This window comes from Halopseudomonas sp. SMJS2 (assembly GCF_029866945.1).
In the GTDB taxonomy this organism is placed as follows: domain Bacteria; phylum Pseudomonadota; class Gammaproteobacteria; order Pseudomonadales; family Pseudomonadaceae; genus Halopseudomonas; species Halopseudomonas bauzanensis.
The window spans coordinates 2,420,781-2,446,568 of the sequence record NZ_CP123445.1 but is presented as its reverse complement, the minus strand read 5'-3'; the positions used below and the strand labels follow the sequence as shown (position 1 = coordinate 2,446,568).

At 61.5% G+C, this 25,788-nt stretch carries 19 protein-coding genes and 2 tRNA genes; 16 read left to right on the top strand and 5 right to left on the bottom strand.

What is annotated here, in order from left to right; translation table 11 throughout:
- The first annotated feature begins 119 nt into the window (after positions 1 to 119).
- The 8 genes from QAO71_RS11555 (at position 120) to QAO71_RS11520 (ending at position 9,064) form a co-directional block, all read left to right on the top strand.
- The gene (locus QAO71_RS11555; protein ID WP_280164482.1) at positions 120 to 1,382 is read left to right on the top strand and encodes an OprD family porin; all 1,263 of its coding nucleotides are present in this window, start codon (positions 120 to 122) and stop codon (positions 1,380 to 1,382) included.
- A gap of 124 nt (positions 1,383 to 1,506) precedes the next feature.
- Complete coding sequence (locus QAO71_RS11550) at positions 1,507 to 2,526, top strand: AraC family transcriptional regulator (protein WP_280164481.1); 1,020 nt, start codon at positions 1,507 to 1,509, stop codon at positions 2,524 to 2,526.
- A 131-nt stretch (positions 2,527 to 2,657) separates the two neighbouring features.
- Positions 2,658 to 3,425: an SDR family NAD(P)-dependent oxidoreductase gene (locus QAO71_RS11545; protein ID WP_280164480.1), complete on the top strand. Its 768-nt coding sequence runs from the start codon at positions 2,658 to 2,660 to the stop codon at positions 3,423 to 3,425.
- 10 nt (positions 3,426 to 3,435) lie between these two features.
- Positions 3,436 to 4,623, top strand: coding sequence for an acetyl-CoA C-acyltransferase (locus QAO71_RS11540; RefSeq protein WP_280164479.1), 1,188 nt, complete (start codon positions 3,436 to 3,438; stop codon positions 4,621 to 4,623).
- Positions 4,624 to 4,633: 10 nt separating this feature from the next.
- A complete protein-coding gene (locus QAO71_RS11535; protein ID WP_074778002.1) occupies positions 4,634 to 5,770 on the top strand; it encodes an acyl-CoA dehydrogenase in 1,137 nt (378 codons plus the stop codon).
- 103 nt (positions 5,771 to 5,873) lie between these two features.
- Positions 5,874 to 7,499: a long-chain fatty acid--CoA ligase gene (locus QAO71_RS11530; protein WP_280165681.1), complete on the top strand. Its 1,626-nt coding sequence runs from the start codon at positions 5,874 to 5,876 to the stop codon at positions 7,497 to 7,499.
- A gap of 11 nt (positions 7,500 to 7,510) precedes the next feature.
- Positions 7,511 to 8,596 (top strand): CaiB/BaiF CoA-transferase family protein, encoded by a 1,086-nt coding sequence (locus QAO71_RS11525; protein WP_280164478.1) that lies wholly within the window; start codon positions 7,511 to 7,513, stop codon positions 8,594 to 8,596.
- A gap of 51 nt (positions 8,597 to 8,647) precedes the next feature.
- Positions 8,648 to 9,064 carry a PaaI family thioesterase gene (locus QAO71_RS11520; protein WP_280164477.1) on the top strand — a complete coding sequence of 139 codons (417 nt, stop codon included), beginning with the start codon at positions 8,648 to 8,650 and terminating at the stop codon, positions 9,062 to 9,064.
- 47 nt (positions 9,065 to 9,111) lie between these two features.
- On the opposite strand, the gene QAO71_RS11515 is transcribed toward QAO71_RS11520, so the two are convergent.
- From QAO71_RS11515 to QAO71_RS11505, 3 genes are all read right to left on the bottom strand, one after another.
- Positions 9,112 to 10,881 (bottom strand): SLC13 family permease, encoded by a 1,770-nt coding sequence (locus QAO71_RS11515; RefSeq protein WP_280164476.1) that lies wholly within the window; start codon positions 10,879 to 10,881, stop codon positions 9,112 to 9,114.
- 194 nt (positions 10,882 to 11,075) lie between these two features.
- Positions 11,076 to 11,162 (bottom strand) — tRNA-Leu (locus tag QAO71_RS11510).
- A gap of 106 nt (positions 11,163 to 11,268) precedes the next feature.
- Positions 11,269 to 11,355: transfer RNA gene (locus tag QAO71_RS11505), tRNA-Leu, on the bottom strand.
- A 266-nt stretch (positions 11,356 to 11,621) separates the two neighbouring features.
- Between QAO71_RS11505 and rnr the strand changes: the two genes are divergently transcribed.
- The 8 genes from rnr to QAO71_RS11465 all read left to right on the top strand — a co-directional run bounded on the left by rnr (position 11,622) and on the right by QAO71_RS11465 (position 21,264).
- The gene (rnr, locus tag QAO71_RS11500) at positions 11,622 to 14,108 is read left to right on the top strand and encodes a ribonuclease R (protein WP_280164475.1); all 2,487 of its coding nucleotides are present in this window, start codon (positions 11,622 to 11,624) and stop codon (positions 14,106 to 14,108) included.
- A gap of 6 nt (positions 14,109 to 14,114) precedes the next feature.
- Positions 14,115 to 14,870, top strand: coding sequence for a 23S rRNA (guanosine(2251)-2'-O)-methyltransferase RlmB (rlmB, locus tag QAO71_RS11495; RefSeq protein ID WP_280164474.1), 756 nt, complete (start codon positions 14,115 to 14,117; stop codon positions 14,868 to 14,870).
- Positions 14,871 to 15,361: 491 nt separating this feature from the next.
- Complete coding sequence (gene rpsF / locus QAO71_RS11490) at positions 15,362 to 15,790, top strand: 30S ribosomal protein S6 (protein WP_036988703.1); 429 nt, start codon at positions 15,362 to 15,364, stop codon at positions 15,788 to 15,790.
- Positions 15,791 to 15,829: 39 nt separating this feature from the next.
- Positions 15,830 to 16,060, top strand: a complete 231-nt coding sequence (gene rpsR / locus QAO71_RS11485) for a 30S ribosomal protein S18 (RefSeq protein ID WP_036988704.1) — start codon at positions 15,830 to 15,832, stop codon at positions 16,058 to 16,060.
- A gap of 64 nt (positions 16,061 to 16,124) precedes the next feature.
- Entirely contained in the window at positions 16,125 to 17,012 is an 888-nt protein-coding gene (locus QAO71_RS11480; protein ID WP_235818228.1) for a hypothetical protein, read from the top strand.
- A 19-nt stretch (positions 17,013 to 17,031) separates the two neighbouring features.
- The gene (rplI, locus tag QAO71_RS11475) at positions 17,032 to 17,478 is read left to right on the top strand and encodes a 50S ribosomal protein L9 (RefSeq protein ID WP_036990051.1); all 447 of its coding nucleotides are present in this window, start codon (positions 17,032 to 17,034) and stop codon (positions 17,476 to 17,478) included.
- 156 nt (positions 17,479 to 17,634) lie between these two features.
- Complete coding sequence (dnaB, locus tag QAO71_RS11470; RefSeq protein ID WP_036988706.1) at positions 17,635 to 19,038, top strand: replicative DNA helicase; 1,404 nt, start codon at positions 17,635 to 17,637, stop codon at positions 19,036 to 19,038.
- Positions 19,039 to 19,053: 15 nt separating this feature from the next.
- Positions 19,054 to 21,264: a YgiQ family radical SAM protein gene (locus tag QAO71_RS11465; protein WP_348273410.1), complete on the top strand. Its 2,211-nt coding sequence runs from the start codon at positions 19,054 to 19,056 to the stop codon at positions 21,262 to 21,264.
- A 235-nt stretch (positions 21,265 to 21,499) separates the two neighbouring features.
- Here QAO71_RS11465 and QAO71_RS11460 read toward each other — a convergent pair whose 3' ends face one another.
- Both QAO71_RS11460 and purD read right to left on the bottom strand, forming a co-directional pair.
- On the bottom strand, positions 21,500 to 24,283 hold the full coding sequence (locus QAO71_RS11460; RefSeq protein ID WP_280164473.1) for a response regulator: 2,784 nt from the start codon (positions 24,281 to 24,283) through the stop codon (positions 21,500 to 21,502).
- A gap of 132 nt (positions 24,284 to 24,415) precedes the next feature.
- Positions 24,416 to 25,696 carry a phosphoribosylamine--glycine ligase gene (gene purD / locus QAO71_RS11455; RefSeq protein ID WP_136869622.1) on the bottom strand — a complete coding sequence of 427 codons (1,281 nt, stop codon included), beginning with the start codon at positions 25,694 to 25,696 and terminating at the stop codon, positions 24,416 to 24,418.
- Positions 25,697 to 25,788: the final 92 nt, after the last annotated feature.

Sequence of the window (25,788 nt, the reverse complement as noted above, 5' to 3'; positions counted from 1 at the left end):
AACCACGGCAACAAACAGCGAGCCCCTGCCCATGCTGATGCAGGCAGGGGCTCCGTTTGCTTGCGCGCCGGGCGGGCAGGATTTTTCTCCATATCGAAGAACAAGAAAGGTGAGGGAGCATGTATCAAAAGACGATCAAGGTGTTATTGGCATGCGCAATGCTGGTGGAAGCACCCCTGGTTCTGGCCGACTTTATCGGCGATGCCAAGGGCAGCCTGGAGCTACGCAACTTCTATTACAGCCGCGACTTCCGTAATGAGGGGGCGGCGCAGTCCAAACGGGACGAATGGGCCCAGGGCTTTATTCTCAATCTGCAGTCCGGCTTCACCGAAGGCCCCGTTGGGTTTGGTGTGGATGCGCTGGGTATGCTGGGCATCAAGCTGGACTCGAGTCCGGATCGCACGGGCTCGGGCATCCTGGCGCATGACGCGCAGCGCAATGTGGAGAGCGAGTACAGCAAGCTGACCTTCACCGCCAAGGCACGGGTCGGGCAGAGCACGTTGCATGTTGGCGGGTTGCACCCGACTCTGCCGATGTTGTGGAGCAATAACAGTCGCCTGCTGCCGCAGGTTTTTCGGGGTGGCCGGCTGGTCTCCCATGACCTGCAACCGCTGAGCATCGCCCTGCTGCGGCTGAATGCGGTAAAGCAGCGCAACTCGACAGACTTCGAATCCCTGACGGCCTTTGGCTATGCCCCGGTTGAAGCCGATCATTTCGACTATCTGGCGCTCGACTACAAGGTGTCACCCAATCTTTCGCTGAGCTATCACCTCGCCGAGTTGGATGATCTGTACCGTTCCCACTTCGCCGGGTTGAAATTCGATCACCCGTTGCGGGTGGGTCGATTGCTGGCCGAGGTGCGCTATTTTGATGCCAGCGAAACGGGCAACGAGAGGCTGGGCGAGGTGGACAACCGTACCCTCAGCACCCTGTTCGCCTACCGGGTGGCGGGTCATACCTTCGGTGCAGGTTATCAGCAGGCGCGGGGTGACACGTCCTTTGCCTTCGTCAACGGCGCCGATACCTATCTGTTTGCCGAGTCGCTGGCCAGCACCTTCACGGCCCCTGGCGAGCGCGTCCGGCTGGTGCGTTACGATTATGACTTTGCTGCTGCAGGTCTGCCTGGGCTGACGCTGGGTATCAAGTATGCCAAGGGTGATCAGGTCGATCCCGCGCTGCTGACCACCGCTCAGGCCGCCGAACTCCGAACGGTGGGACGGAAGGGCAAGGAGTGGGAGAGAATGACGGATATTGCCTATACCGTGCAGAGCGGGCCGCTCAAGGATCTGTCGCTGCAGTGGCGCAACTCCACCAATCGATCGACCTACGCCGACAGCGCCGATGAAAATCGATTGATCGTTCGCTACACATTCGACTTCTGATAGCCAGGCGGCGTCTCAGCCCTATGGCCAATAGCAGCCCTCAGGCCCCTGCGTTACACTTCGCGCTCATCTGATTGATCGGTCGGTGTGTTGCGGCTTGTAGCGCAGCCTAGAGGGGTCCGTTATGGCAGTGGTGCATAAAGATACCATTTCGGTTTGTCTGGTGAAGGAAGCCCTGTTGGGATTCACCCGCCCGGGGCTGGATGCGGGTGCGGTGCTGGCGAGTATCGGATTGTCACCATCGTTGCTGAGTGGTCCTGACCAGCGTGTGCCGGTCGAACTGTACAGCAGTATCTGGCTGCGCCTGGCGGCAGCCCATGATGACGAATTCTTCGCCATGGCCGCGCGCCCGCTGCGGCTGGGCAGTTTCAATTTTCTCTGTCGCACCGGCATCACCCAGCCGACGGTGCAGCAGGCGCTGATTCATACCCTCAACTTCCTCGGTCTGATGCTTGGCAATTTCGAGGGGCGGCTGATCAGGAGTCGAAGCCTGGCGGAAGTGGTCCTGCGCGAGCCCGACGGCCAGGCGCAGCGGCCCTTCGCCTATTTCACCTACTGGATGATAGTGCACGGACTGGCCTGTTGGCTGGCCGGGCGGCGTATTCCACTGCTGGCGGTCGAGCTGCGGTGTACCGAGCCGGAATACATTGGTGATTACCGGGTGATGTTCTCCGAGAACCTGCGCTTTGCCCGACCGACCACGCGGATCATCTTTGCCGCCGAGGCGCTGGATCTGCCGGTCCGGCGCAGTGAAGCGGATATGCAGGCCTTTCTGGCTCAGGCACCCGCCAATATTCTGGTGCGTTATCGTGACGCCAACAGCCTGGCCAGCCAGATCAAGACCGTCCTGCGGGGGCTGCGCCCTGGAGACTGGCCGATCAGCGACCAACTGGCCAGATCCCTGTGCATGTCCCCCTCAACCCTGCGCCGCCGCCTGGCTGCCGAGGGGCTGCAATATCAGGCAATCAAGGACAGCCTGCGGGAAGAGCGGGCGACCCGCTGGCTGGCCGACCCGGCGATCAGCTACGCTGATATTGCCGAGCAGCTCGGGTTTGCGGATGTCAGTGCCTTCTACAAGGCCTTTCGCAAGTGGACCGGCACCAACCCCGGGCATTATCGTCAGCTGATTCTCGGTGACGGTTGAGCCGCGAGGCAATGTCCAAAACAGTCAGACAGGTTGCGCCAAAGGAACATTGCCGGGGCTGACGGGGGCGTACCAGAATGGCTGCATAACAAAGTGAACGGGCTATATCTCAGCCCGTGTCAGGAGCCTACATGCAGCTGAACAACCATACTTTCATGATCACCGGTGGTGCCTCGGGTTTGGGCGCAGCGGCCGCTACTCTGCTGGTCGAAGCGGGCGCCCAGGTGGCGCTGGTCGATCTCAACAGCGCTGCCTTGCAGCAGCGCGTCGAGGAGCTGGGCGAGCGCGCCCGGGCCTATGTAGCCGATATTGCCGATGAACAGCAGGCCGCCGAGGCAGTGGCAGCGGCGCAGCGGGACTTCGGTGGTATACATGGCTTGGTCAACTGCGCCGGGATTGCCCCCGGGGAAAAGATCCTCGGCCGCAACGGCCCCCACGCGCTGGCCAGCTTCGACCGGGCACTGCGGATCAACCTGCTGGGCAGCTTCAATATGCTGCGGCTGGTCGTCGAGGTAATGGCGCAGGGCGGTCCGAATGAGCAGGGCGAGCGCGGGGTGATCATCAATACCGCCTCGGTAGCTGCCTATGATGGCCAGATCGGTCAGGCCGCCTATGCCGCCTCCAAGGGCGGTATTGTCAGCATGACCCTGCCGGCAGCGCGGGAACTGGCGCGCCATGGCATTCGGGTCATGACCATCGCCCCGGGGATCTTCGAGACGCCGATGATGGCCGGCATGACCCAGGAAGTACGTGACTCCCTGGCCAGGGATGTGCCTTTCCCGCCACGCCTGGGTATGCCCGAGGAATACGCGGCGCTGGTGCGTCATATCATCGAAAACCCCATGCTCAATGGCGAGGTGATCCGTCTCGACGGCGCCCTGCGCATGGCCGCACGCTGAGGAGGTTCGCATGCAACAGGATCCAATCGTCATCGTTGGTAGTGCGCGTACTCCCATGGGCGCGCTGCAAGGTGAGCTGGCCGGTGTGCCGGCGCCGGAATTGGGCGCGGTAGCGATCCGCGCCGCGGTCGAACGCAGCGGTCTGCCCGCCGAGGCGGTGCAGGAAGTGCTGATGGGCTGTGTGCTACCCGCCGGGCTTGGCCAGGCGCCAGCGCGCCAGGCGGCACTGGCTGCCGGGCTGGCCAAGTCGACGGTGTGCACCACATTGAACAAGATGTGTGGCTCGGGCATGCAGGCGGCGATCATCGGGCATGACCGATTGCTGGCCGGCAGTGTCGATGTGGTGGTGGCTGGCGGTATGGAGAGCATGTCCAATGCACCGTATCTGCTGGACGGGGCCCGTCAGGGGCTGCGCATGGGGCACGGGCGCATACTCGATCACATGTTCCTCGATGGTCTGGAAGACGCCTATGACAAGGGTCGGTTGATGGGCACCTTCGCCGAAGACTGCGCCCAGAACCACGGCTTCACCCGCGAGGAGCAGGATGCCTGGGCGCTGCAATCGGTGCAGCGAGCGCAGGCCGCCATCGAGCAGGGCCTGTTTGCCGAGGAGCTGGCCCCGGTCAGCGCTCAGGTCGGGCGCCGTGCGGTACAGATGCAGACGGATGAAACGCCGCTCAAGGTCGACCCGAACCGCATTCCCCATCTCAAGCCCGCTTTTCGTGACGGCGGCACGGTAACGGCGGCCAACTCCAGCTCGATCTCCGATGGGGCTGCCGCCTTTCTGCTGATGCGCCAATCCGAAGCGCAGCGCCGTGGTCTGCGCCCGCTGGCGGCGATTCGTGGGCATGCCGCTTTTGCCGACGAGCCGGGTCTGTTTCCAGTGGCGCCGATCGGTGCCATCCGCGCTCTGCAGGAGCGCACCGGCTGGTCGCTGGACGAGGTCGATCTGTTCGAGATCAACGAAGCCTTCGCCGTGGTCAGCATGGTGACCGTGCGCGAGCTCGGATTGGATCCGCAGAAAGTCAATGTGCACGGCGGCGCCTGCGCGCTGGGTCATCCGATTGGCGCCTCGGGCGCCCGTATTCTGGTCACCCTGCTGGGTGCGTTGCGGGCCCGGCAGCAGCGCCGTGGCGTCGCGGCCATCTGCATCGGCGGTGGCGAAGCAACCGCCATGGCCATCGAATTGCTCGACTGAGGAGGCGGACATGCTGCTGACTGATGAACAACGTGAAATCGCCGATATGGCGCGTCAATTCGCCCAGCAGCGGTTATTGCCGTTTGCCGCCGAGTGGGATCGCGAGCACCAGTTTCCCGCTGACGCGCTGGCGGAAATGGGCGAACTGGGCTTTCTCGGAATGCTGGTGCCGGAACAGTGGGGCGGTTGTGACACCGGCTACCTGACCTATGCCCTGGCGCTGGAGGAAATTGCCGCCGGTGACGGCGCCTGCTCGACCATCATGAGCGTGCATAACTCGGTGGGCTGTGCGCCCATCCTGCGCTTTGGCAGCGAGGAGCAGAAGCAGCGCTTCCTGCCGGCGTTGGCCAGTGGCAGACAGATCGGCGCATTCGCCCTGACCGAGCCCCACGCCGGCTCCGACGCGGGTTCACTGCGCACCCGCGCCCGGCGCGATGGCGACAGCTATGTGCTGGACGGCGCCAAGCAGTTCATCACCTCAGGCCGTGAGGCCGGCACCGTGATTGTGTTTGCGGTGACCGATCCTGACGCGGGCAAGAAGGGCATCAGCGCCTTTATCGTACCGACGGACAGTCCGGGTTATCAGGTGGTGCGGGTTGAGGACAAGCTCGGCCAGCATGCCTCGGATACCTGCCAGATCGCTTTTGATGGTCTGCGCGTGCCCCTGGCCAACCGACTTGGGGAAGAAGGCGAGGGCTATCGGATCGCGTTGGCCAACCTGGAAGGCGGCCGCATCGGTATTGCCGCCCAGGCGGTCGGCATGGCGCGGGCGGCTTTCGAGGTGGCGCGTGATTACGCTCGTGAACGTGAGGCGTTCGGTAAGGTGTTGACCGAGCACCAGGCGGTGGCCTTCCGGCTGGCGGACATGCTAACCCAGATCACCGCAGCCAGGCAGATGGTGCACCACGCGGCGGCCTTGCGCGATGCCGGTCAGCCAGCGCTGATCGAGGCATCCATGGCCAAACTGTTCGCCTCGGAGATGGCGGAGAAGGTGTGTTCAGCGGCGATCCAGACCCTGGGTGGTTATGGCTACCTGAAGGACTTCCCGCTGGAGCGCATCTACCGCGATGTACGGGTGTGCCAGATCTACGAAGGTACCAGCGACATCCAGCGGCTGGTGATTGCCCGCAATCTGGGTGGTGAATAAACAGAAAACAGACATATCAGCAGTAGCGGCGTAGCCGCTGCCGCCAAGCGGTTCGATAACAAAAACAAGGAGTAGCACAATGCAGAATTTCCAAACCGGCAGCATGCAGCAGTTCCCCCTCATGATCAGCAGCATTCTGCAGCACGCAGCGGCGGCTCATGGCGACCGGGAGATCGTCTCCCGACTGGTGGACGAGCCGCTGTGGCGCTACGACTATACCGGCCTGGCTGATCGAGCCGGCCGCGCGGCGAACATGATCCGCCGGCTGGGGATCGGTGCGGGCGACTTCGTTTCCACTCTGGCCTGGAATACCCATCGCCATTACGAACTGTTCTTTGCCGTACCCGGCACCGGTGCTGTACTGCACACCGGCAACCCGCGACTGTCGGATGAGCAGATCGCCTATACCCTCAACCATGCCGGCAGCAGCCTGCTGCTGTTCGAGCGCAATTTCGCCGACCTGGTACAGCGTCTGCTGCCGCAACTGACCAATATCCGCCATTTCATCATGCTCGCAGACGGCGATCTGCCGGACATGCCCGGCATCGAGCTGCAGGGCTATGAGCAACTGCTGGCCGAGGAAGAGTCGTTGCAGGACTGGCCGAGTTTCGATGAAAACAACGGCGCCATTCTCTGTTATACCTCGGGCACTACCGGTAATCCGAAGGGTGTGCTGTACAGCCATCGTTCCATCGTTCTGCATGCGCTGGCGGCGGGGCTGAGCAGCGCCTTCAACTTCTCGGCCTTCGATTGCATCATGCCGTGTTCCTCGCTCTACCACGGCACCGCCTGGGGCGTGCCCTTTGCTGCGGCGATCAACGGCTGCAAGTTCGTCCTGCCCGGCGACAAGATGGATGGCGAGAGCCTGCAGGAGTTGATCCAGAATGAGGGCGTGACCTTCTCCGGTGGCGTGCCGACTATCTGGACCATGTATCTGGACCACCTGGAGCGTACCGGTGAGGATGCCGGCAAGCTGACGCACCTGATCATTGGCGGCTCGGCCGTGCCTCGGGCCATGGCCGAGAAGTACCAGAACAAATACGGCGTGGCCGTGCGCCAACTCTGGGGCATGACCGAAACCAGCCCGCTGGGCGTAGTGGCCACACCCACGCCGAAGCTGGCGGAGCTGGGCGAGGAGGCGGTCAATGACGTGATCTGGAGCCGCCAGGGGCGCCTGCAATACGGTATCGAGCTGAAGGTGGTGGATGACCAGGGCCGGCGCCTGCCGGCAGATGGCAAAAGCGCCGGAACCTTGATGGTGCGCGGTCCCTGGACCGTGGAACGCTACTTCCGCAGCGAAACCAGTGCACTGGATGCCGATGGCTGGTTCGACACCGGCGATATCGCCACGTTGGATGAGAACGGCTTCATGCGCATCACCGACCGCACCAAGGATGTGATCAAGTCCGGTGGGGAATGGGTCAGTTCCATCGATATCGAAAACGCGGCGGTGGCCTGCCCCGGCGTACGCCTGGCCGCCGTGGTCGGGGTCTACCATCCCAAGTGGGAGGAACGGCCGCTGCTGATCGTCGAACCGCATCCCGGTGCCGAGGTAACCACGGCGGCCATGCTGGCGCACCTGGCGGACAGGATCGTCAAATGGTGGATGCCCGATGAGATGATCGTTGATGTGATCCCGTTGACCGCCACCGGCAAGATCGACAAGAAGGTACTGCGTGATCGTTATTACCACTATCTGGCCGAACAGCAGCTCAAGGCGCAGGCATAGAGGAGGCTGCAATGACGTCAACGGAGACGGGGGCAGGGCCACTGGCCGGACTGCGGGTGCTGGAATTCGCCGGTATCGGCCCGGGGCCACACTGTGCCATGCAGCTGGCGGATATGGGTGCCGAAGTGCTGCGTATCGAGCGGCCGGGCGGCAATGGCTGGCCCAACCCGGTGGTCGATCGCGGGCGTACCTGCATCACCCTGGATATTCGCACCGACGTCGGCCGCCGGCGTAGTCTGGAGCTGGCGCAGCGTGCCGATGTATTGATCGAAGGTTTTCGGCCGGGCGTGATGGAGCGCCTCGGGCTGGGGCCGGATGAACTGGGCGAACTAAATCCCCGGCTGGTCTACGGCCGTATGACCGGCTGGGGCCAGACGGGTCCGCTGGCGCAGACCGCCGGGCACGACATCAACTATATCGCCCTGACCGGGGCGCTGGCCGCTATCGGTCCGCAGCAAGGGGAGGCAGTCCCGCCACTGAATCTGGTGGGTGATTTCGGTGGTGGCTCGATGTTTCTCACGGTGGGTATCCTGGCGGCACTGCTCGAGCGCGAGCGCTCCGGCAAGGGCCAGGTAGTGGATGCCGCGATAGTGGACGGTACCGCCTCGTTGATGTCCTTCTTCAGTGGCTTGCTGCCCAGCGGACGGATCGACATGCGCCAAGGACAAAACCTGCTGGGCGGCGCGACGCCATGGTACCGCTGCTATCTATGTGCCGATGGTCGGCAGATCGCCGTGGGCGCGCTGGAACCGGCATTCTATAGCGAGCTGGTGCGGCGCAGCGGTGCCGGCGGGGCGCTGCAAGAACAAGCTGGGAGCAGCGAAGGGCAGGCCATTCAGGCCAGGCACTGGGCGCAACTGTTTTCCCAGCGCAGCCGGGATGAGTGGTGCGAGTTATTGGAAGGCAGCGATGCCTGCTTCGCTCCGGTATTGGAGCTGGAAGAGGCCCATCGGCACCCGCATATGGCGGCGCGGCAGGTCTATCAGGACATCGACGGCGCCCTGCACAGCGCCCCGGCACCGCGTTTTTCCCGTAGCGCTTCGCAGATCCGACCGTCGGTGGCGGTCGATCCTGCAGCTGACATCTGGGCGGACTGAGCTATTGCCACACACCATTGACCGACCTTCGGATTAAGGAGTGCTTGCATCATGTCAGCCAGCAAAGCTGAAGTCGCCGCGTTCATGGCGGCGGAGTTTCCGCAAAGTAAATGCAAGGTGGAGGCGGTGGGCGAGGGCGGCGCCACCGTATCGCATCAAGTAGGAGCTGACGAGCTGCGTCCGGGTGGCACGGTTTCTGGTCCGGTGCTTATGGGGGTGGCCGACGTTGCGCTGTATGTCGCCATCCTGGGCGAGATCGGTATTGTGCCGCTGGCGGTCACCACCAGCCTTACCATCAATTTCCTGCGCAAGCCATCAGCCGACGCCAGCGTTATCGGCGAATGCAGGTTGATCAAGGTTGGCCGGAGCCTGGCGGTCGGGGAGGTGTTTCTCTATTCGGAAGGTGCCGAAGAGCCAGTTGCCCATGTAGTCGGCACCTATTCCATTCCGCCACAGCGACAGAGTTGATCGACAGTCAACGGCACCCCAGCGCTGCATCATCATGCTGCTGCCATTCAAAATGGCCAGAACACCGGAATAAAGATCACCCCCAATACCCAGAAAATCAGATTCAGCGGCAAGCCGACCTTGATGAAGTCAACGAAGCGGTAGCCGCCGGCGCTGTAGACCATGGTGTTGGTCTGATAGCCCACCGGAGTGGCGAAGCTGGTGGAGGCAGCGAAGGTGACGGCGATCAGGAAGGGCGTGGCGTCCACCCCGAGCATGTTGGCCGTCGACATGCCGATGGGGGTCAGGATCACCGCAGCGGCGGCGTTGCTCATGAACTCGGTGAGCACCAGGGCCATCAGATAGAGGACCGCCATTACCACCACCGGCCCCAGGTGACTGACCAGGCCCAGGGTATTGGCGACGACAAATTCCGCGGCGCCGCTCTGGCTCATGGCGACCCCCAGCGGTAGCAGGCCCGCCAGCAGGATGATGATGCGCCAGTCGATGGCGTCGTATACCTCGTCGGCATCCAGGCAGCCTGCCAGGGTCATGGCGACCGCGCCGATTAAAGCGGTAATGGCGATGGGCGCCCAGCCGATGGCGGAAATACCGATCACCAGCACCATGGTGATCAGCGCAAAGGGCGCGCGCCAGCCCATCGGCTTTTCCGCGTCGCGCTGGCTCAGCACAATCACGTTGGTATCTTTGCGCAGGGCAGGCATCTCGCTCTCGGGTGTCAGCATCAGCAATACATCACCGACGCTTAATCGCACGTTCTTCAATTGGTCGCGCAATACCTGACCACGCCGGTGGACCGCCAGGACCGTGGCGTCGTGTTGCCAGCGGCGGTCGAGCATTGCCAGTGTGCTGCCGATCACCCGTGAGCGGGGGGCGACCATTACCTCGGTCAACACTTGCTGGGTGCCTTCTTCAAGGTTGCGCGCCTTGAGTTTGAATTCGGAGTCAATTTCCAGGCCGGACTGGTTCTTCAGTTCATCCAGTTTCGACCAGTCACCCCGCGCCAGCAATATGTCGCCTTCTTCCAGCGTCTGCGACCGGGGGGACCAGACCTTCTCATCACCGCGTAGCAATTCCAGAACGAATACGCCGAACTCCTCACCCAGCTTGGCTTCACCGACCGAGGTGCCGATCAGCGAGGAGCCGGGCATCACTCGTAACTCTGTAATGTATTTGCCCAATTCGTAGTGTTCGACCAGCTCGGTGGCCCGAGTGGAAGGCAGAAGCCAGCGGCCCAGCGTAAGCAGGTAAACGCAGCCGGCGACGAAACAGATCACGCCCAGGGGCGTGAATTCGAACATGCTGAAACCGGGATGACCCAGGTCCCGCGCCATGGCATTGACCAGCAGGTTGGTAGAGGTGCCCACGAGGGTGCAGACGCCGGCCATCTGCGAAACATAGGACAGCGGGATCAGTGCTCTGGATGCGGACATGCCGATCGCGGCGGTGGCAGTCATGACAATGGGCATGAACACGGCAACAACTGCCGTGTTGTTGACGAAGGGAGCCACCACTGCCAGTACGCCAAACAGAGTGAGCAGAAACAGGAACGGCGACTTGGCCTTGCTCAACAAGCGCCCTATGCCAGACAGCGCGCCGCTGTTCTGTAGCCCGGCGGCCAGAATGAACATGGCCGCCACGGTGATCGTCGCCTGGTTGCTGAAGCCGCTCAGAGCATCCCCAGGGCTGACCAGGCCAAGAATCGCCAGCCCGGACAGCACCAGCAGCGCTATGGCGTCGATACGTAATTTTTCGGTTGCAAACAGTACTACGGCGATCAGGGCGATACCCAGGACCAGCGCAATTTCTATCGTCATGCCTTGTTTTTCCCGGCCCGGAGTATGAATTGTTATGCGGCAGGCATAATTCTCGCACGAGTTGGACCAAGGCAACAAAGTATCCGCGGCTGCTGCTGGTGCTGGGGTGGCTGAGCGAAGGGCGAGAGAAGGACTGGAAGGAGGAGGGGAGCAGAAACGACAAAGCCGAGCATAGGCTCGGCTTTGTCTTGAACTGGTGCCCAGGAGAAGACTCGAACTTCCACGGCCGTAAGGCCACTAGCACCTGAAGCTAGCGTGTCTACCAATTTCACCACCTGGGCGTGTCATTCGATGTCACGTTGCCGGTGCTGCTGGCTTCGATCAATCATGCCGACAAAGCATGTCTGTCTAAACTGAAAAACCGGACTTGCGTCCGGTTTTCGGAATTGGTGCCCAGGAGAAGACTCGAACTTCCACGGCCGTAAGGCCACTAGCACCTGAAGCTAGCGTGTCTACCAATTTCACCACCTGGGCATGTCACTTGACACGTCTGCTATGCTGAACCTATCTGGCCCGCGCTGCAACCGATGTCGTGTTGACGGCGCGAATGATACGCAGCAGGAAAAACCTTGTAAACCCCTGTTTGCAAAAAAATTATCCCTTTGGAAATAAGGTGCAAGAAATCGCGTTTCGCGGTTCAATAGGCGTCTATGACGAAAAAGACCAAACCCCAAGCCTCGATGCCTGCATCGAGCAAAGCTGCCGACCCGCACTCTGCAGGTTCGACCAGCTGGATCGATATGGATCCGGCCGCCAAGCGTGAAGCAGAGAAATACGAAAACCCCATCCCCAGTCGCGAACTCATCCTCAAACTGTTGGCCGAGCGCGGTGCCCCTGCAACGCGGGCGCAACTGCAACAGGAATTCGGCCTGCATGATGAAGATGGCATCGAAGCCCTGCGCCGTCGCCTGCGGGCGATGGAGCGTGATGGCCAGTTGATCTATACCCGTCGCGGCGCCTATGCGCCGGTGGACAAGCTCGACCTGATCAGCGGTCGGGTTCAGGGCCACCGCGATGGCTTCGGCTTTCTGGTTCCCGATGATGGCGGCGAAGATCTGTTCCTCGGGCCGTCGCAGATGCGCATCGCTTTCGATGGCGACCGCGTGCTGGGACGAGTTACCGGCGTTGACCGTCGCGGCCGCAGTGAAGGGGCCATTGTCGAGGTTATCGAACGGGCCCACGAATTGCTGGTCGGTCGCTACTATGAAGAAAGCGGCATCGGCTTCGTGGCGGCGGACAATGCCAAGATCAAACAGGAAGTACTGATTGCGCCCGGCTGTTCCGGTGGGGCGAAGCAGGGTCAGTACGTGGAAGTGAAGGTCACTCAGTGGCCGACCATGAGTCGTCAGGCTCAGGGTGAAGTGATTGAAGTGGTCGGCGACTACATGGCGCCGGGTGTGGAAATCGAAGTGGCATTGCGTAGCTACGATATTCCCAGCGTCTGGCCTCAGGAAGTACTGGACGAGGCAGCGCGTCTGTCAGATCGCGTCAGTGAGAAGGACAAGCTCAAGCGAGTCGACCTGCGTCATCTGCCGCTGGTCACTATCGATGGCGAAGACGCCCGCGATTTCGATGATGCCGTGTACTGCGAGCCGCGCAAGGCCAGCGGTTGGAGGCTGTTCTCCGGTGGCTGGAAGCTCTATGTGGCGATTGCCGACGTGTCCCATTACGTTCCGCTGGGCTCGGCGCTGGATGCCGAAGCCGAGCTGCGTGGCACCTCGGTGTACTTCCCCAGTGAAGTGATTCCGATGCTGCCCGAGGCCATTTCCAATGGTCTTTGCTCGCTGATGCCGAATGTGGACCGCCTGGCCATGGTTTGCGAAATGACCATCTCCAAGAGCGGCGAGCTTACTGACTTCCAGTTTTACGAGGCAGTCATTCACTCCCATGCGCGCCTGACCTACAACAAGGTCTCAAGCATGCTGGAGCACCCGCGCAGTCGTGAAGGCAAGGCGCTGAGCGCGGAATATGCCGAAGTGCTGCCGCACCTGAAGAGTTTGTACGATCTCTATCAGGCGCTGGCCAAGGCCCGCCATGGTCGCGGTGCAATCGATTTCGAGACCACCGAAACGCGCATGCTGTTCGGCAAGGATCGTAAGATCACCGAGATCCTGCCGACTACCCGCAACGATGCGCACAAGATCATCGAGGAATGCATGCTGTGCGCCAACGTGGCCACTGCGCGCTTCTTGCAGGAGCTGGACGTTCCCGGTCTGTACCGAGTGCATGACGGTCCCAAGCCGGAGAAGGTTGAGCGCCTGCGCCAGTTCCTTGGCTCAATGGGATTGTCGCTGACGCGCAAGAAGGGTGACCCGACGCCGGAGGACTACGCCGCAGTGCTGGCCAAGGTCCAGGATCGCCCCGACGCCCAGTTGATCCAGACCGTGATGCTGCGCTCGCTGAGCCAGGCGGTGTATACCCCGCACAACGCCGGCCACTTCGGTCTGAATTACGAAGGCTATACCCACTTCACGTCGCCGATCCGACGCTATCCCGATCTGCTGGTGCATCGGGCCATCCGCTCGGTGATCCGGTCGCGCAAGAAGACCGATCTGGTGCAGCGCAGTGGTGCTGGCGTGCTGCCCAAGGCAGCCGTCTATCCGTACGATCTGGCCGCGCTGGAAAAGCTCGGCGAGCAGTGTTCGCAGAACGAGCGGCGGGCCGACGAGGCCACCCGTGACGTGGTCAGCTGGCTCAAGTGCGAGTTCATGCAGGACCGTGTCGGCCAGAACTTCGATGGTCTGGTCACGGCAGTCACCGGATTCGGTCTGTTCGTCGAGCTGACCGACATCTATGTGGAAGGTCTGGTGCATATCACCGCCTTGCCTGCGGATTATTATGATTTCGACCAGGTTCATCACCAGCTGGTGGGTGAGCGCTCCGGGCGGACCTACCGTCTGGGTGACTCGATTCGCGTGCAGGTAGCGCGGGTGGATCTGGATGAACGCAAGATCGATTTCGAGATGGCTTCCGACCGTCCCGCAGAACCTGATCACAACAACAGTCGTGCGGTGCGCGAGAAGCTGCTGAGCGACGCGCGCAAGGCTGGAGAGTCGGGCTCGCGGTCGGGTAAGCCGGCCAGGGGCGGCAAGACCGGTAAGACCGGCAAGTCCGACCGGGGGCGTGGTGCTCCCGCACCGGCAGCCCGCTCGGGCGGTCGGCCGGGCGGTAGCGAGCGCAAGCCTGGCGGCAAGCCGCGGGCGCCGCGTAAGCGCAAGGTGGACTGACGGAACATGAGTGATCTGGAATACATCTATGGCCTGCACGCGGTGCAGGCCATGCTCGAACGTGCGCCGCGTCGAGTAAAACAGTTGGAAGTGCAGCGCGGTCGACTGGACGCGCGCATGCAGGCCGTCCTGGATCTGGCAGCGGGCGCGGGGGTCGATATAGAGCGCGTGTTGCCTGACGTGCTTGATCGCCTGGCGGATGGCGGTGTGCATCAGGGTGTCGTCGCCCAGGTTACGCCCAGCCAGCTGTGGTCCGAGGATATGCTCGGCAGTCTGCTCGATAAGCTGGATGGCACGCCCTTGCTACTGGTGCTCGATGGGGTGACTGATCCGCACAACCTCGGCGCTTGCCTGCGCAGTGCTGATGCTGCGGGAGCCCAGGCCGTGATCATCCCCAAGGATCGCTCGGCCAGCTTGTCACCGACGGTGCGCAAGGTCGCCTGTGGTGCCGCTGAAACCGTACCACTGGTAGCGGTGACCAATCTGGCGCGCACGCTCAAGCAATTGCAGCAGCGCGGGCTCTGGGTAGTTGGCACAGCAGGGGAGGCGGATCAGTTGCTGTATCAGGTAGATCTGACCATACCCACGGTGATCGTCATGGGCGCGGAAGGGGCCGGCATGCGCCGACTGACCCGCGAGCATTGCGACTATCTGGCGAAGTTGCCCATGGCTGGCGGTGTCAGCAGCCTGAACGTCTCGGTCGCTGCGGGTGTCTGTCTGTTCGAGGCGGTGCGTCAGCGTACTGCTAGAGCGCTTGGTTAGTCTGTTCTTGCAAGTCCGTGCAGCCCGCCTATGTGTTGCACATTACGCAAAGACGCCGTGAATACTTCCCTGTAGGCTCCCTGTCGCCATCCATGGCGACAGAGGCTTTGCTCCACATGCAACACATAGGCTGGCCGTGGCATTTGCGTGGCTCGGAAGTACAAAGCGGTCGAGTGGTTGAGGGTTTGAAACCAACAGCAGCATGGAGCTTTCCGAAAAGGTTGGTCGGTAGGGTTGGGCCGACCGTCGGTTGCCATGGATGGCAACCGCGAGCCCCCAGGGATGGGTTTACGGCGTGTCGGCGTGGCCCTGCCGGCCAACCTTTTCCTTGCAGACGCTGACAGAGCCCCAAGCTGGCCTCTTTTTCGGTTGTGCTCCCGCTTTTCCTTGCCAGTTCGCAACCACTTCCCTAGAATGGCCGCCCCAAACCTGAGTTCTACTCCTTGCCAGACCATTTTGGGTGGCTGGCTATAACCCGTAAGGAGCACAAAATGCGTCATTACGAAATCGTATTTCTGGTTCACCCGGACCAAAGCGAGCAGGTTAACGCGATGGTTGAGCGTTACACCAAGCTGATCGAAGAAGACGGCGGCAAGATTCACCGTCTGGAAGATTGGGGTCGCCGTCAACTGGCTTACCCGATCGACAAGATCCACAAAGCTCACTACATCATGCTCAACGTCGAGTGCAGCGCCAAAGCACTGGAAGAGCTGACCGAAAACTTCCGTTACAACGATGCCGTCATTCGCAACATGGTCATCCGTCGTGATGAAGCCATCACCGAACAGTCCGACATGCTCAAGCCTGAAGACACTGGTCGTGGCGAGCGTCGTGAGCGCCGTGAGCGCAGCGATGAAGACACCGATTCCGGTAAAGACGCTGACGATAGCGACGATACCGATTCCGGTGACGACGAGTAAGTTTTTCGGTTCCCATTCCAGTTAAAAGGAGACGCTGCCATGGCACGTTTTTTCCGTCGCAGAAAGTTCTGCCGTTTTACCGCTGAAGGCGTTAAAGAGATCGATTACAAAGATCTCAACACCCTGAAGGCCTACATCACCGAAACCGGCAAGATCGTACCCAGCCGTATCACCGGTACAAAGGCCAAGTACCAGCGTCAGCTGGCAGTCGCTATCAAACGCGCCCGCTACCTGGCTCTGCTGCCCTTCACCGACAGTCACGGTCGCTGAGCGGCAGCTCAAACCCGTAATCAGGGGATACCGAACCGGCATGCGTGGTTTAGCTGAGTACATCATGCGCGGTCGCAGAGAGGCTACCTTTGCAGTAGCCATCGCTGCGGCCATACCACTGCTGTTCTGGTTCAGTGCGGCGGCCCTGGCGCTGGTGATCCTGCGCCGTGGGCTGTCGGAAGCTTTACCGATACTCGCCTGGGGCATGTTGCCGGCACTGGTCTGGACCTTTCTCGGGGACCTGACGCCCTTGCTGGTCATGCTCGGCAGTGCCGGCCTGGCCGTGGTGCTGCGTCAGCACAACGACTGGGTCCGCGTGCTGCTGTTGGCCGTACCGCTCGGCGTGGTTTACACGCTGGCGTTGCTGATGGCGTTGGCCGAGCCGTTACAGGCGATGGCCGATGGGTTCCGAGAGATGCTGCCGGAGCTGCTGCCGCAGATGGGGTTGCAGCTCGCAGAGGCAGAACAGGCCGCATTGCTGGCCCGTCTCGATGAACTGATGATACCCGTGCTCGGCGGGGTGATGGGGGCCATGCATATGCTGATGGCTCTGGTCAGCCTGATGATCGCACGGTCCTGGCAGGCCCGGTTGTACAACCCGGGCGGTTTTCGTCAGGACTTTCATCAGCTGCGCCTGCCGCCGCTTGCTGCCATCGGCCTGCTGGTGCTGGTCATCATGGCACCGCAATGGCCGCAGTTGGCCATGCTGTCGCCGGTGGCCAGCGTGCCCTTGCTGCTGGCCGGGCTGGCGTTGATGCACGGCGTGGTGGGTATCAAGAAGCTGGGTTCGGGTTGGTTGATCGGAATGTATGTGTTGTTCGTTATCTTCGTCCGATTTGCTTATCCCCTGATTGTGTTGTTGGCATTTGTAGATAGCTTGTTCGACTTTCGCTCACGCATGAGGCCACCCTCCGGGTCGCCCGGTGATGACGACCCGAACAGCCAAGGTTGAATTCAAAGAGGTCATCGCAATGGAAGTTATCCTGCTCGAAAAGATCGCGAATCTGGGTAACCTGGGCGACAAGGTCGCCGTTAAAGCTGGTTACGCTCGCAATTTCCTGTTGCCGTTCGGTAAGGCAACTCCGGCTACCGCCGCTAACGTAGAAGCCTTCGAAGCGCGTCGCGCTGAGCTGGAAAAGGCTGCTGCAGAACGCAAGGGCGAAGCCGAAGCACGCGCCGCCAAGCTGGCCGAGCTGTCCGTTACCATCAGCGCCAATGCTGGCGAGGAAGGTAAACTGTTCGGTTCCATCGGTACTCGCGACATCGCTGATGCCGTGACCGCCGCTGGCGTTGAGCTGGAAAAGAGCGAAGTGCGCCTGCCTGAAGGCCCGCTGCGCACTGTCGGTGAGTTTGACGTTGCCGTGCACCTGCACACTGACGTTGAAGCTACCGTCAAGCTGGTAGTGGTTGCCGGCTAAGCAGTACCCGCAACTGCAAGACCTGTCACCCGGTCCCGACCTATGGTCGCGATCGGGTGATTTGCTCTGGTAGACTTGCCAGCACGGCGCTTGTCCCCGACAGGCGCCGTGTTGTTTTATGTGAAGCCCGCCGATTCAGGATTCGAGCCTCTAGCCATGAGTGATCAGATTTACGCCGAGCGTCCCGAGCTTGACCTGCAGACCACTGCATTGAAAATTCCGCCGCACTCCATCGAAGCCGAACAGGCTGTACTCGGTGGCGTCATGCTGGAAAATACCGCGTGGGAGCGGGTTGCCGAGCTGGTCAGCGAAACGGATTTCTATCGTCACGATCATCGCCTGATCTTCCGTGCGCTGGTGCGTCTGGCTGGGCGCAATCAACCATTTGATGTGGTCACCCTGGCCGAGGATCTGGACCGGGAAGGGTTGATCGATCAAGTTGGCGGCCTGGCCTATCTGGGGCAACTGGCCAAGAATACCCCCTCGGCCGCGAACATCGGCGCTTATGCGCAGATCATCCGCGAGCGCGCGACCATGCGCCAGTTGATCAGCGTCAGTACCGAAATCACCGACACCGCGTTCAACCCCAAGGGCCTGCAGCCCAATGAGGTGCTCGACGATGCCGAGCGCAAGATCTTCGCGATTGCCGAAAGCCGCCCCAAGACCGGCGGCCCCGAATCGGTCAATACGCTGCTGACCAAGGCCATCGATCGTATCGATACGCTGTTCAACAGCGAAGGTTCGATCACCGGCCTGTCCACCGGCTTCACCGATCTGGATGGCATGACCTCTGGCCTGCAGCCGGCGGACCTGGTGATTGTCGCCGGTCGTCCGTCCATGGGTAAAACCACCTTCGCCATGAATCTGGTGGAGAATGCGGTCATGGGCGGTGAGAAGGCGGTATTGGTGTTCTCGCTGGAAATGCCAGGTGAATCGCTGATCATGCGTATGTTGTCGTCCCTGGGGCGCATCGATCAGACCAAGGTCCGCTCCGGTCGCCTCGACGACGAGGATTGGCCGCGGCTGACCTCGGCAGTGAATCTGCTGAATGATCGTAAACTCTTCATCGATGATACCGCGGGCCTGTCGCCCATGGAAATGCGCGCCCGGGCGCGGCGGGTGGTGCGCGAGCATGGTGATCTGGGTCTGATCATGATCGACTATCTGCAATTGATGCGGATCGGCGGCGCCTCATCGGAGAACCGTACCAACGAGATTTCCGAGATTTCCCGCTCGCTCAAGGCCCTGGCCAAGGAATTCAACGTGCCGGTGGTGGCCCTATCCCAGCTCAACCGCTCGCTGGAGCAGCGACCGAACAAGCGACCGATCAACTCGGACTTGCGTGAATCCGGCGCTATCGAGCAGGACGCCGACGTGATCATGTTCGTCTACCGGGATGAGGTCTATCATCCCGACACCCAGGACAAGGGCATCGCTGAGCTGATCATCGGCAAGCAGCGGAACGGCCCTATCGGCACTTGCCGCATGGCCTTCATTGGTAAATACACCCGATTTGAAAACCTCGCGCCCGGTTCATACCAGGGCTACGGGGAGGAGTAGGTAATGGCGCTCAGCATGCCGGCGGCCCGACCGCTGTTCGATCATCCCCGCTATTGGGCCGAGTGCTTCGGTCCGGCGCCTTTCCTGCCGATGAGTCGTGCGGAAATGGACCAGTTGGGGTGGGACAGTTGCGACATCATCATCGTGACCGGGGATTCCTATGTGGATCACCCGTCCTTCGGTATGGCCATCATCGGCCGTCTGCTGGAGGCCCAGGGCTTTCGTGTCGGCATGATCAGCCAGCCCAACTGGCACAGCAAGGACGACTTCATGCAGCTGGGCAAGCCGAACCTGTTCTTCGGGGTCGCCGCCGGCAACATGGACTCCATGATCAACCGCTACACCGCTGATCGCAAGATTCGCTCTGATGATGCCTACACCGCTGGCGGCAAGGCCGGCAAGCGTCCGGACCGCGCCAGCCTGTCCTATTGCCAGCGCTGCCGCGAGGCCTACAAGGATGTGCCAGTGATCCTCGGTGGCATCGAGGCGTCGCTGCGACGCATTGCCCATTACGATTACTGGCAGGACAAGGTCCGACCCTCGCTGCTGATCAACACCAAGGCCGATATCCTGATCTACGGCAACGCCGAGCGGGCCGTGGTGGAAGTCGCCCATCGCCTGAGCCGTGGCGAACCCGTTGGCAGCATGACGGATATCCGCGGTACGGCGTTCATCCGCAAGGACACGCCGGAGGGTTGGTTCGAGCTGGACTCTACCCGCGTAGACCGGCCCGGTAAGGTCGACAAGATCATCAACCCCTACGTTAACACCCAGGATACCGCCGCTTGCGCGGTAGAGCAGGCGGCGGGGGATGCGCCCGAGACGGCGACTGAGGCTGAGGTGCAGGTCGTCGAGCTGCTGCATCATCCGCGGTTGGAGCGCGACCGTACCGTGATCCGTCTGCCTTCCTATGAGAAAGTGCGCAATGATCCGGTGCTCTATGCTCACGCCAACCGCGTGCTGCACCTGGAAACCAACCCCGGCAACGCCCGGGCGCTGGTGCAGCGTCACGGGGATCGGGACGTCTGGTTCAATCCGCCGCCGATTCCCCTGAGCACCGAAGAAATGGATTACGTGTTTGGGCTGCCCTATGCGCGGATTCCGCACCCGGCCTATGGTGATGCGAAGATTCCCGCCTACGACATGATCCGCTTCTCGGTGAACATCATGCGCGGTTGTTTCGGTGGCTGCACTTTCTGCTCGATCACCGAGCACGAAGGTCGCATTATCCAGAGCCGCTCCCACGAGTCGATCATCAACGAGATCGAAGAGATCCGCGACAAGGTGCCGGGCTTTACCGGGACCATTTCCGATCTCGGCGGGCCGACTGCCAATATGTATCGTCTGGCCTGCAAGAGCCCGGAGATCGAGGCGTCCTGCCGCAAGCCGTCCTGCGTATGGCCGGGCGTTTGCGATAACCTCAATACCGACCATTCCTCGCTGATCGGACTGTATCGCAAGGCGCGCGAGTTGCCGGGCGTCAAGCGCATCCTGATTGCCTCGGGCTTGCGTTACGACCTGGCGGTACGTTCGCCGGAATACGTCAAGGAGCTGGTGAGTCATCATGTCGGTGGCTATCTGAAGATCGCTCCCGAGCATACCGAGGAAGGCCCGCTGTCGAAGATGATGAAGCCGGGCATCGGTAGTTACGACACCTTCAAGAAGATGTTCGAGAAGTACAGCCGGGAGGCAGGCAAGGAACAATATCTGATTCCCTATTTCATCGCCGCCCATCCGGGTACCACCGATGAAGACATGATGAATCTGGCCCTGTGGCTCAAACGCAGCGGATTCCGGGCGGATCAGGTACAGGCGTTCTATCCCTCTCCGATGGCAACTGCCACAGCCATGTACCACTCAGGCAAGAACCCGCTGCGCAAGGTGGGTTACAAGACCGAAGAGGTGGGCATCGTCAAAGGTGAGAAGCAGCGTCGTTTGCACAAGGCATTCCTGCGTTATCACGATGCCAACAACTGGCCGATGCTGCGCGAGGCGCTCAAGGAAATGGGCCGCGCCGATCTTATCGGTAACAGCAAGCAGCATCTGATTCCGACCTTCCAGCCGGCGATCGAAGGCGGCTACCACAGCGCCCGGCGCAAGCAGTCCACCAAGCCGGGCACTCCGAAGGCCGGCCAGCTGCTCACTCAGCACACTGGCCTGCCGCCGCGGGAAACCGGTGCCGGCAAGAGCAAGCGGCGTGGTGGGGCAAATCGCCCGCAACGTTGAATGACCGCCCGGCTCCTGACGGAGCGGGGCGGTACTCTCTGGGCAGGTAATTCGATCTATGGCGACCATTGAAGCATTTCAATGGTCGAGGCCGTATCGTCGGGGCAGTATGGTTGGCAGTTCAAACAGGAGGAGCTGCCCCCATGTCGATCAAAACCATAGTCAACACCCTGCTGGCCAACTATGCCGTCGCCACGACGGGTGCAGCGGTCCGGCTGCATTCACAGGCGGGCTCTCAACGGTCCTTTGATCGGGGCGTTCGCTGCGCCATCCAATGATCCAGTAGCGCCTTGAGTTGGGCCAGGTCGATCGGCTTGGCCATGTGGCCATTCATACCGGAGCGACGTGCCCGCTCGCGATGCTCCGGGAGGATGTGAGCGGTCAGGGCAATGATCGGAATCGGCGACAGGGCATGTTGCTGCTCCCATTGGCGGATCTGCTCCGTGGCGGTAAACCCGTCCATCTCCTGCATCTCGCAATCCATCAGGACCAGGTCATAACGATTCTGGGTAACCGCTTGCACCGCCTCCCGGCCATTCTCCACCGCCTCGCAGGCCACTTTCAGTTTTGACAGCATGCCCTGAATCACACGGGTGGAAACGGCGTTGTCCTCAGCGACCAGCACCATAAAATCAGCCTGTTCCGAACTCTGTTCCGAAGGCTGCTGCGCTTCCCGGCGCAGCGTGGCGGTGGCTTGTTCGCGACGTTGCAGCCAGCCGTCGATCAGGGTAGCCCGCAGAGTATGGCCGGATACCGGTTTGTTCAGCACCCGGTGGATCCCAGCATTACGGGCAACGATACGGCTGGGCAGCTGGTTCACGCCGGTCAGCATGACCACCAGCAGGTCATTGCTGATGATCGGGTCGTCCTTGATCTTGCTGGCCAGTTCCAGGCCGGTCATGCCGGGCATGGACTGGTCGACCACCAGGATATCGAAGGGGCTGTCAAGGTTGGCCTGGGCGCGCAGGATGGCCAGCGCCTCACGGCCGCTGGAGGCGGTGCGGGGTGCCATTTGCCAGGCGCTGGCCTGCTGCTGCAGTACCTTGCGGGAGGTGGCATTGTCATCGACGATGAGGATGCTGCGGTCGACCAGACAGCGGCCCTGTTGATCGGCCTCCACCGGGCTGTCGATAAAGCGTGCCGGTATCGACACCCACACGGTGGTCCCGGCAGCCGCCGCGCCGCCGGGCAGTCCTCCGGCGCCTTCCTTGATACCCACCTGGCCACCCATCATGCGGATCAGCTGTTGCGAAATGTACAGCGACAACTGTCCCTGGCCTTCAAGTATGCGCAGCAGTCGCTCACCGGGGGTGGCAATGTCCAGCAGGCTGCTGCGGGCATCGGCACTCATGCCGTGGCCGCTGTCCTGAATGGCCAGACGCAGCACCGGGAGGTCGGAGGCCTGACGTTCCAGACCGACGGCCAGTAGAATCTCGCCGTCGGCAGTATTCAGCGTGGCACTGTTCAGCAGACTCATGATGACCTGCCGCAGACGGGCCGGATCACCTTCCATCAATTGGGGGACATCCGGGTGAATAAAGCCGATGAGTTCTATTGGCTGGCTGGCGAGGCGGTTGCGATGGTTCTCGAGGCAGTCATTGATCAATGCGTGCAGGTCGAAGCGCAGGTTATCGAGCGTCAGTTGCCCGGACTCCAGCCGTGAGATGTCCAGAATGTCATTGATCAGGCTCAGCAGCTCGGTGCCTGATCCATGGATGGTCTGCACGTAATCGCGTTGCTTGGACGAGAGGGCCGTGTTGAGCAGCAGCTCGGACATGCCCAGCACCCCGTTCATGGGCGTGCGAACTTCATGACTGATGCGGGCCAGGAACTCCGCCCGGGCATTGCGCTGAGCCAGCAAGGCCGCTTCCTCGTGGCGCTGCCTGACGCGCTTGATCATGTTGCGTTGCAGGCGCCGGTAAAGGCTGGCGGAATAGCAGGCCAGCGCGCCCCACAACAGAAAGTCGACCAGGTGCCGGGTCAGGTCATGGGGCGGTACACCGAGCGCCTGTTCGAGCAGCCAGCTACCGATCAACAGCAGCGTGCCGCACAGAAACAACCGGTCGATATGCTCACGCCGCCACAGCATTACGGCGCTCAGCAAGGCCATGGTCAGCGGCAGACCGATGCGTACGATCGACAGCGTCTGTTCGAGCAGACCGGGCAGTGCGATGCTGAGCAGTAGTATGAGGGCGCCGACCAGCAGAATGGCGATGCGCTCACTGCGATCACCCGCGGTGCCGGGGATCGGATACAGGCCATGCAGGGTCGCGGCAAGTACAACCAGGCCGGACAGATGCAGCAAGGCCCCGGTACGGCCTTGTAGGAACTCCAGGTTATGCAGCGCCCAGCCGACGCCGCTGAGGCTGCTCAGGCCGAACAGGAGGGCGCTTATTGCCATGAGCAGATGCAGCGGGTCGTTGCGCAATGAACCCTGCAACAGGCAATTCAACGCCAGCCCCAGCAGCAGACCGACCAGCATGCCCTGCAGCGCCTGATGCCGGGTGTGGATGCGGGTGGCTTCGCTCAGTGTCACCAGACTGATATGCGTGCTGACCGGATAATCGTTCTGTAGCCGTACCAGTAGTTTCTGTTCGGGGCTGGCCTGCACGTTGATGGGAAAGGCGAAACCCTCATGGGGCAGGGGCACCGTGGCGCGGGCATTGGTGGTGCCGCCGGTATACGCCGCGCGCAACACATCGTTTCTCAGGAGATAAACATGGATACGGGCAATGCTCGGGTTGTGCAGTTCCAGCAGGTAGGTGTCCTGATGCTGCAATGGCACCTGCACCCACAGTGCGGCAGTCCCGCCGGGCAGTTTGAAGGGGCTGCCGGTGCTGGGAACGAACAGGTTGGCGTAGCGATTGGAAAGAATGTCATTCAATGCCAGCTGACCGCTGGTATCGACGAAGGTCTGGTAGCCTGAATGCGCACTGCCAGCGTCCTGAGCCCACAGATTGTCCATCAACAGACAAAGGCCCACCAGACTGGCGCACAACAACCTCAGAGTCTGCTTCAATTTATCTGTCCTATCCTTGGGCAATGAACGACTATTCTGCTGAGCTGCACGGCCGAGTGCAAGGCTGGCCAGGTGATAGCCACGGCATGGCAGATAACCCGCCGACCGGACCAAGGGTCGGCGGGTTGTAAATCAGCTTTCCCGCTCGATGGCGCGGTAGCCGATATCCGAGCGGTAGAAGCAGCCATCCCAGCTGATCTTTTCGGCAAGATCATAAGCGCCCTGCTGCGCTGCCTTGACGCTGTCACCCAGTGCGGTGGCGCACAGCACACGTCCACCTTGGGTGACGACGTTGCCGTCCTGCAGCGCGGTACCCGCATGGAATACCTTGCCATCGGCGCTGGTCGCCTGATCGAGACCGCTGATAACCTGGCCCTTGGCATAGTCGCCCGGGTAGCCACCGGCCGCCAGCACCACGCCCAGGCTTGGGCGAGGATCCCAGCGGGCATCGGTACGGTCTAGGTTACCTGCGAGGGCAGCCTCGATCAGCTCCACCAGGCTGCTCTGCAGACGCAGCATGATGGGCTGGGTCTCTGGGTCACCGAAGCGGCAATTGAATTCGATCACCTTGGGTGCGCCCGACTTGTCGATCATCAGGCCAGCATACAGGAAGCCGGTATAGACATTTCCTTCAGCCGCCATGCCGCGCACGGTCGGCCAGATGACTTCGTCCATGACCCGCTGGTGTACTGCACTGGTCACCACCGGTGCGGGGGAGTAAGCGCCCATGCCGCCGGTATTGGGGCCGGTGTCGCCATCGCCGACCCGCTTGTGATCCTGGCTGGTGGCCATCGGCAATACATGCTCGCCGTCGACCATGACGATGAAGCTGGCTTCCTCGCCATCCAGGAACTCCTCGATGACTACCCGTGAGCCGGCTGCACCGAAGGCGTTACCCGCCAGCATGTCGCGGACCGCTGCTTCGGCCTCTGCCAGTGTCATGGCGACGATCACGCCCTTGCCGGCGGCCAGGCCGTCAGCCTTGATCACGATCGGCGCGCCTTTGTCACGCAAGTAGGCCAGCGCCGGTTCGACTTCGGTGAAGTTGGCGTAATCGGCGGTGGGAATCTTGTGGCGCGCCAGGAAGTCCTTGGTGAAAGCCTTGGAGCCTTCCAGTTGGGCGGCGCCGGCAGTCGGGCCGTAGCATTGCAGGCCGCGCTCGCGGAACAGGTCGACCACGCCCGCAACCAGCGGGGCTTCAGGGCCGACGATGGTCAGCGCGACATTGGCAGCGGCAAAGTCGGCCAGCTTGTCCAGTTCCAGCACATCAATGGCCAGGTTCTCGCACTTGGCCTCGATTGCGGTACCGGCGTTGCCCGGGGCGACAAAGACTTTCTCGACGCGCTCATCCTGCGCCACTTTCCACGCCAGGGCATGCTCACGCCCGCCACTGCCGATAATCAGTACATTCATTCTGTATACCTCAAAATTGCATTTGGGGTTCCGCTAGCAACTCGAAACAAGGCCGCGCTGAAGCCAGCAGATGCGGCTTCAGCGCGGCCGTA

Excerpts from the sequence above, each read along its gene's own strand:
- QAO71_RS11555 (WP_280164482.1), top strand. The coding sequence starts at position 120 with ATGTATCAAAAGACGATCAAGGTGTTATTGGCATGCGCAATGCTGGTG.
- QAO71_RS11550 (WP_280164481.1), top strand. The coding sequence starts at position 1,507 with ATGGCAGTGGTGCATAAAGATACCATTTCGGTTTGTCTGGTGAAGGAA.
- QAO71_RS11545 (WP_280164480.1), top strand. The coding sequence starts at position 2,658 with ATGCAGCTGAACAACCATACTTTCATGATCACCGGTGGTGCCTCGGGT.
- QAO71_RS11540 (WP_280164479.1), top strand. The coding sequence starts at position 3,436 with ATGCAACAGGATCCAATCGTCATCGTTGGTAGTGCGCGTACTCCCATG.
- QAO71_RS11535 (WP_074778002.1), top strand. The coding sequence starts at position 4,634 with ATGCTGCTGACTGATGAACAACGTGAAATCGCCGATATGGCGCGTCAA.
- QAO71_RS11530 (WP_280165681.1), top strand. The coding sequence starts at position 5,874 with ATGCAGCAGTTCCCCCTCATGATCAGCAGCATTCTGCAGCACGCAGCG.
- QAO71_RS11525 (WP_280164478.1), top strand. The coding sequence starts at position 7,511 with ATGACGTCAACGGAGACGGGGGCAGGGCCACTGGCCGGACTGCGGGTG.
- QAO71_RS11520 (WP_280164477.1), top strand. The coding sequence starts at position 8,648 with ATGTCAGCCAGCAAAGCTGAAGTCGCCGCGTTCATGGCGGCGGAGTTT.
- QAO71_RS11515 (WP_280164476.1), bottom strand. The coding sequence starts at position 10,881 with ATGACGATAGAAATTGCGCTGGTCCTGGGTATCGCCCTGATCGCCGTA.
- rnr (WP_280164475.1), top strand. The coding sequence starts at position 11,622 with ATGGATCCGGCCGCCAAGCGTGAAGCAGAGAAATACGAAAACCCCATC.
- rlmB (WP_280164474.1), top strand. The coding sequence starts at position 14,115 with ATGAGTGATCTGGAATACATCTATGGCCTGCACGCGGTGCAGGCCATG.
- rpsF (WP_036988703.1), top strand. The coding sequence starts at position 15,362 with ATGCGTCATTACGAAATCGTATTTCTGGTTCACCCGGACCAAAGCGAG.
- rpsR (WP_036988704.1), top strand. The coding sequence starts at position 15,830 with ATGGCACGTTTTTTCCGTCGCAGAAAGTTCTGCCGTTTTACCGCTGAA.
- QAO71_RS11480 (WP_235818228.1), top strand. The coding sequence starts at position 16,125 with ATGCGCGGTCGCAGAGAGGCTACCTTTGCAGTAGCCATCGCTGCGGCC.
- rplI (WP_036990051.1), top strand. The coding sequence starts at position 17,032 with ATGGAAGTTATCCTGCTCGAAAAGATCGCGAATCTGGGTAACCTGGGC.
- dnaB (WP_036988706.1), top strand. The coding sequence starts at position 17,635 with ATGAGTGATCAGATTTACGCCGAGCGTCCCGAGCTTGACCTGCAGACC.
- QAO71_RS11465 (WP_348273410.1), top strand. The coding sequence starts at position 19,054 with ATGCCGGCGGCCCGACCGCTGTTCGATCATCCCCGCTATTGGGCCGAG.
- purD (WP_136869622.1), bottom strand. The coding sequence starts at position 25,696 with ATGAATGTACTGATTATCGGCAGTGGCGGGCGTGAGCATGCCCTGGCG.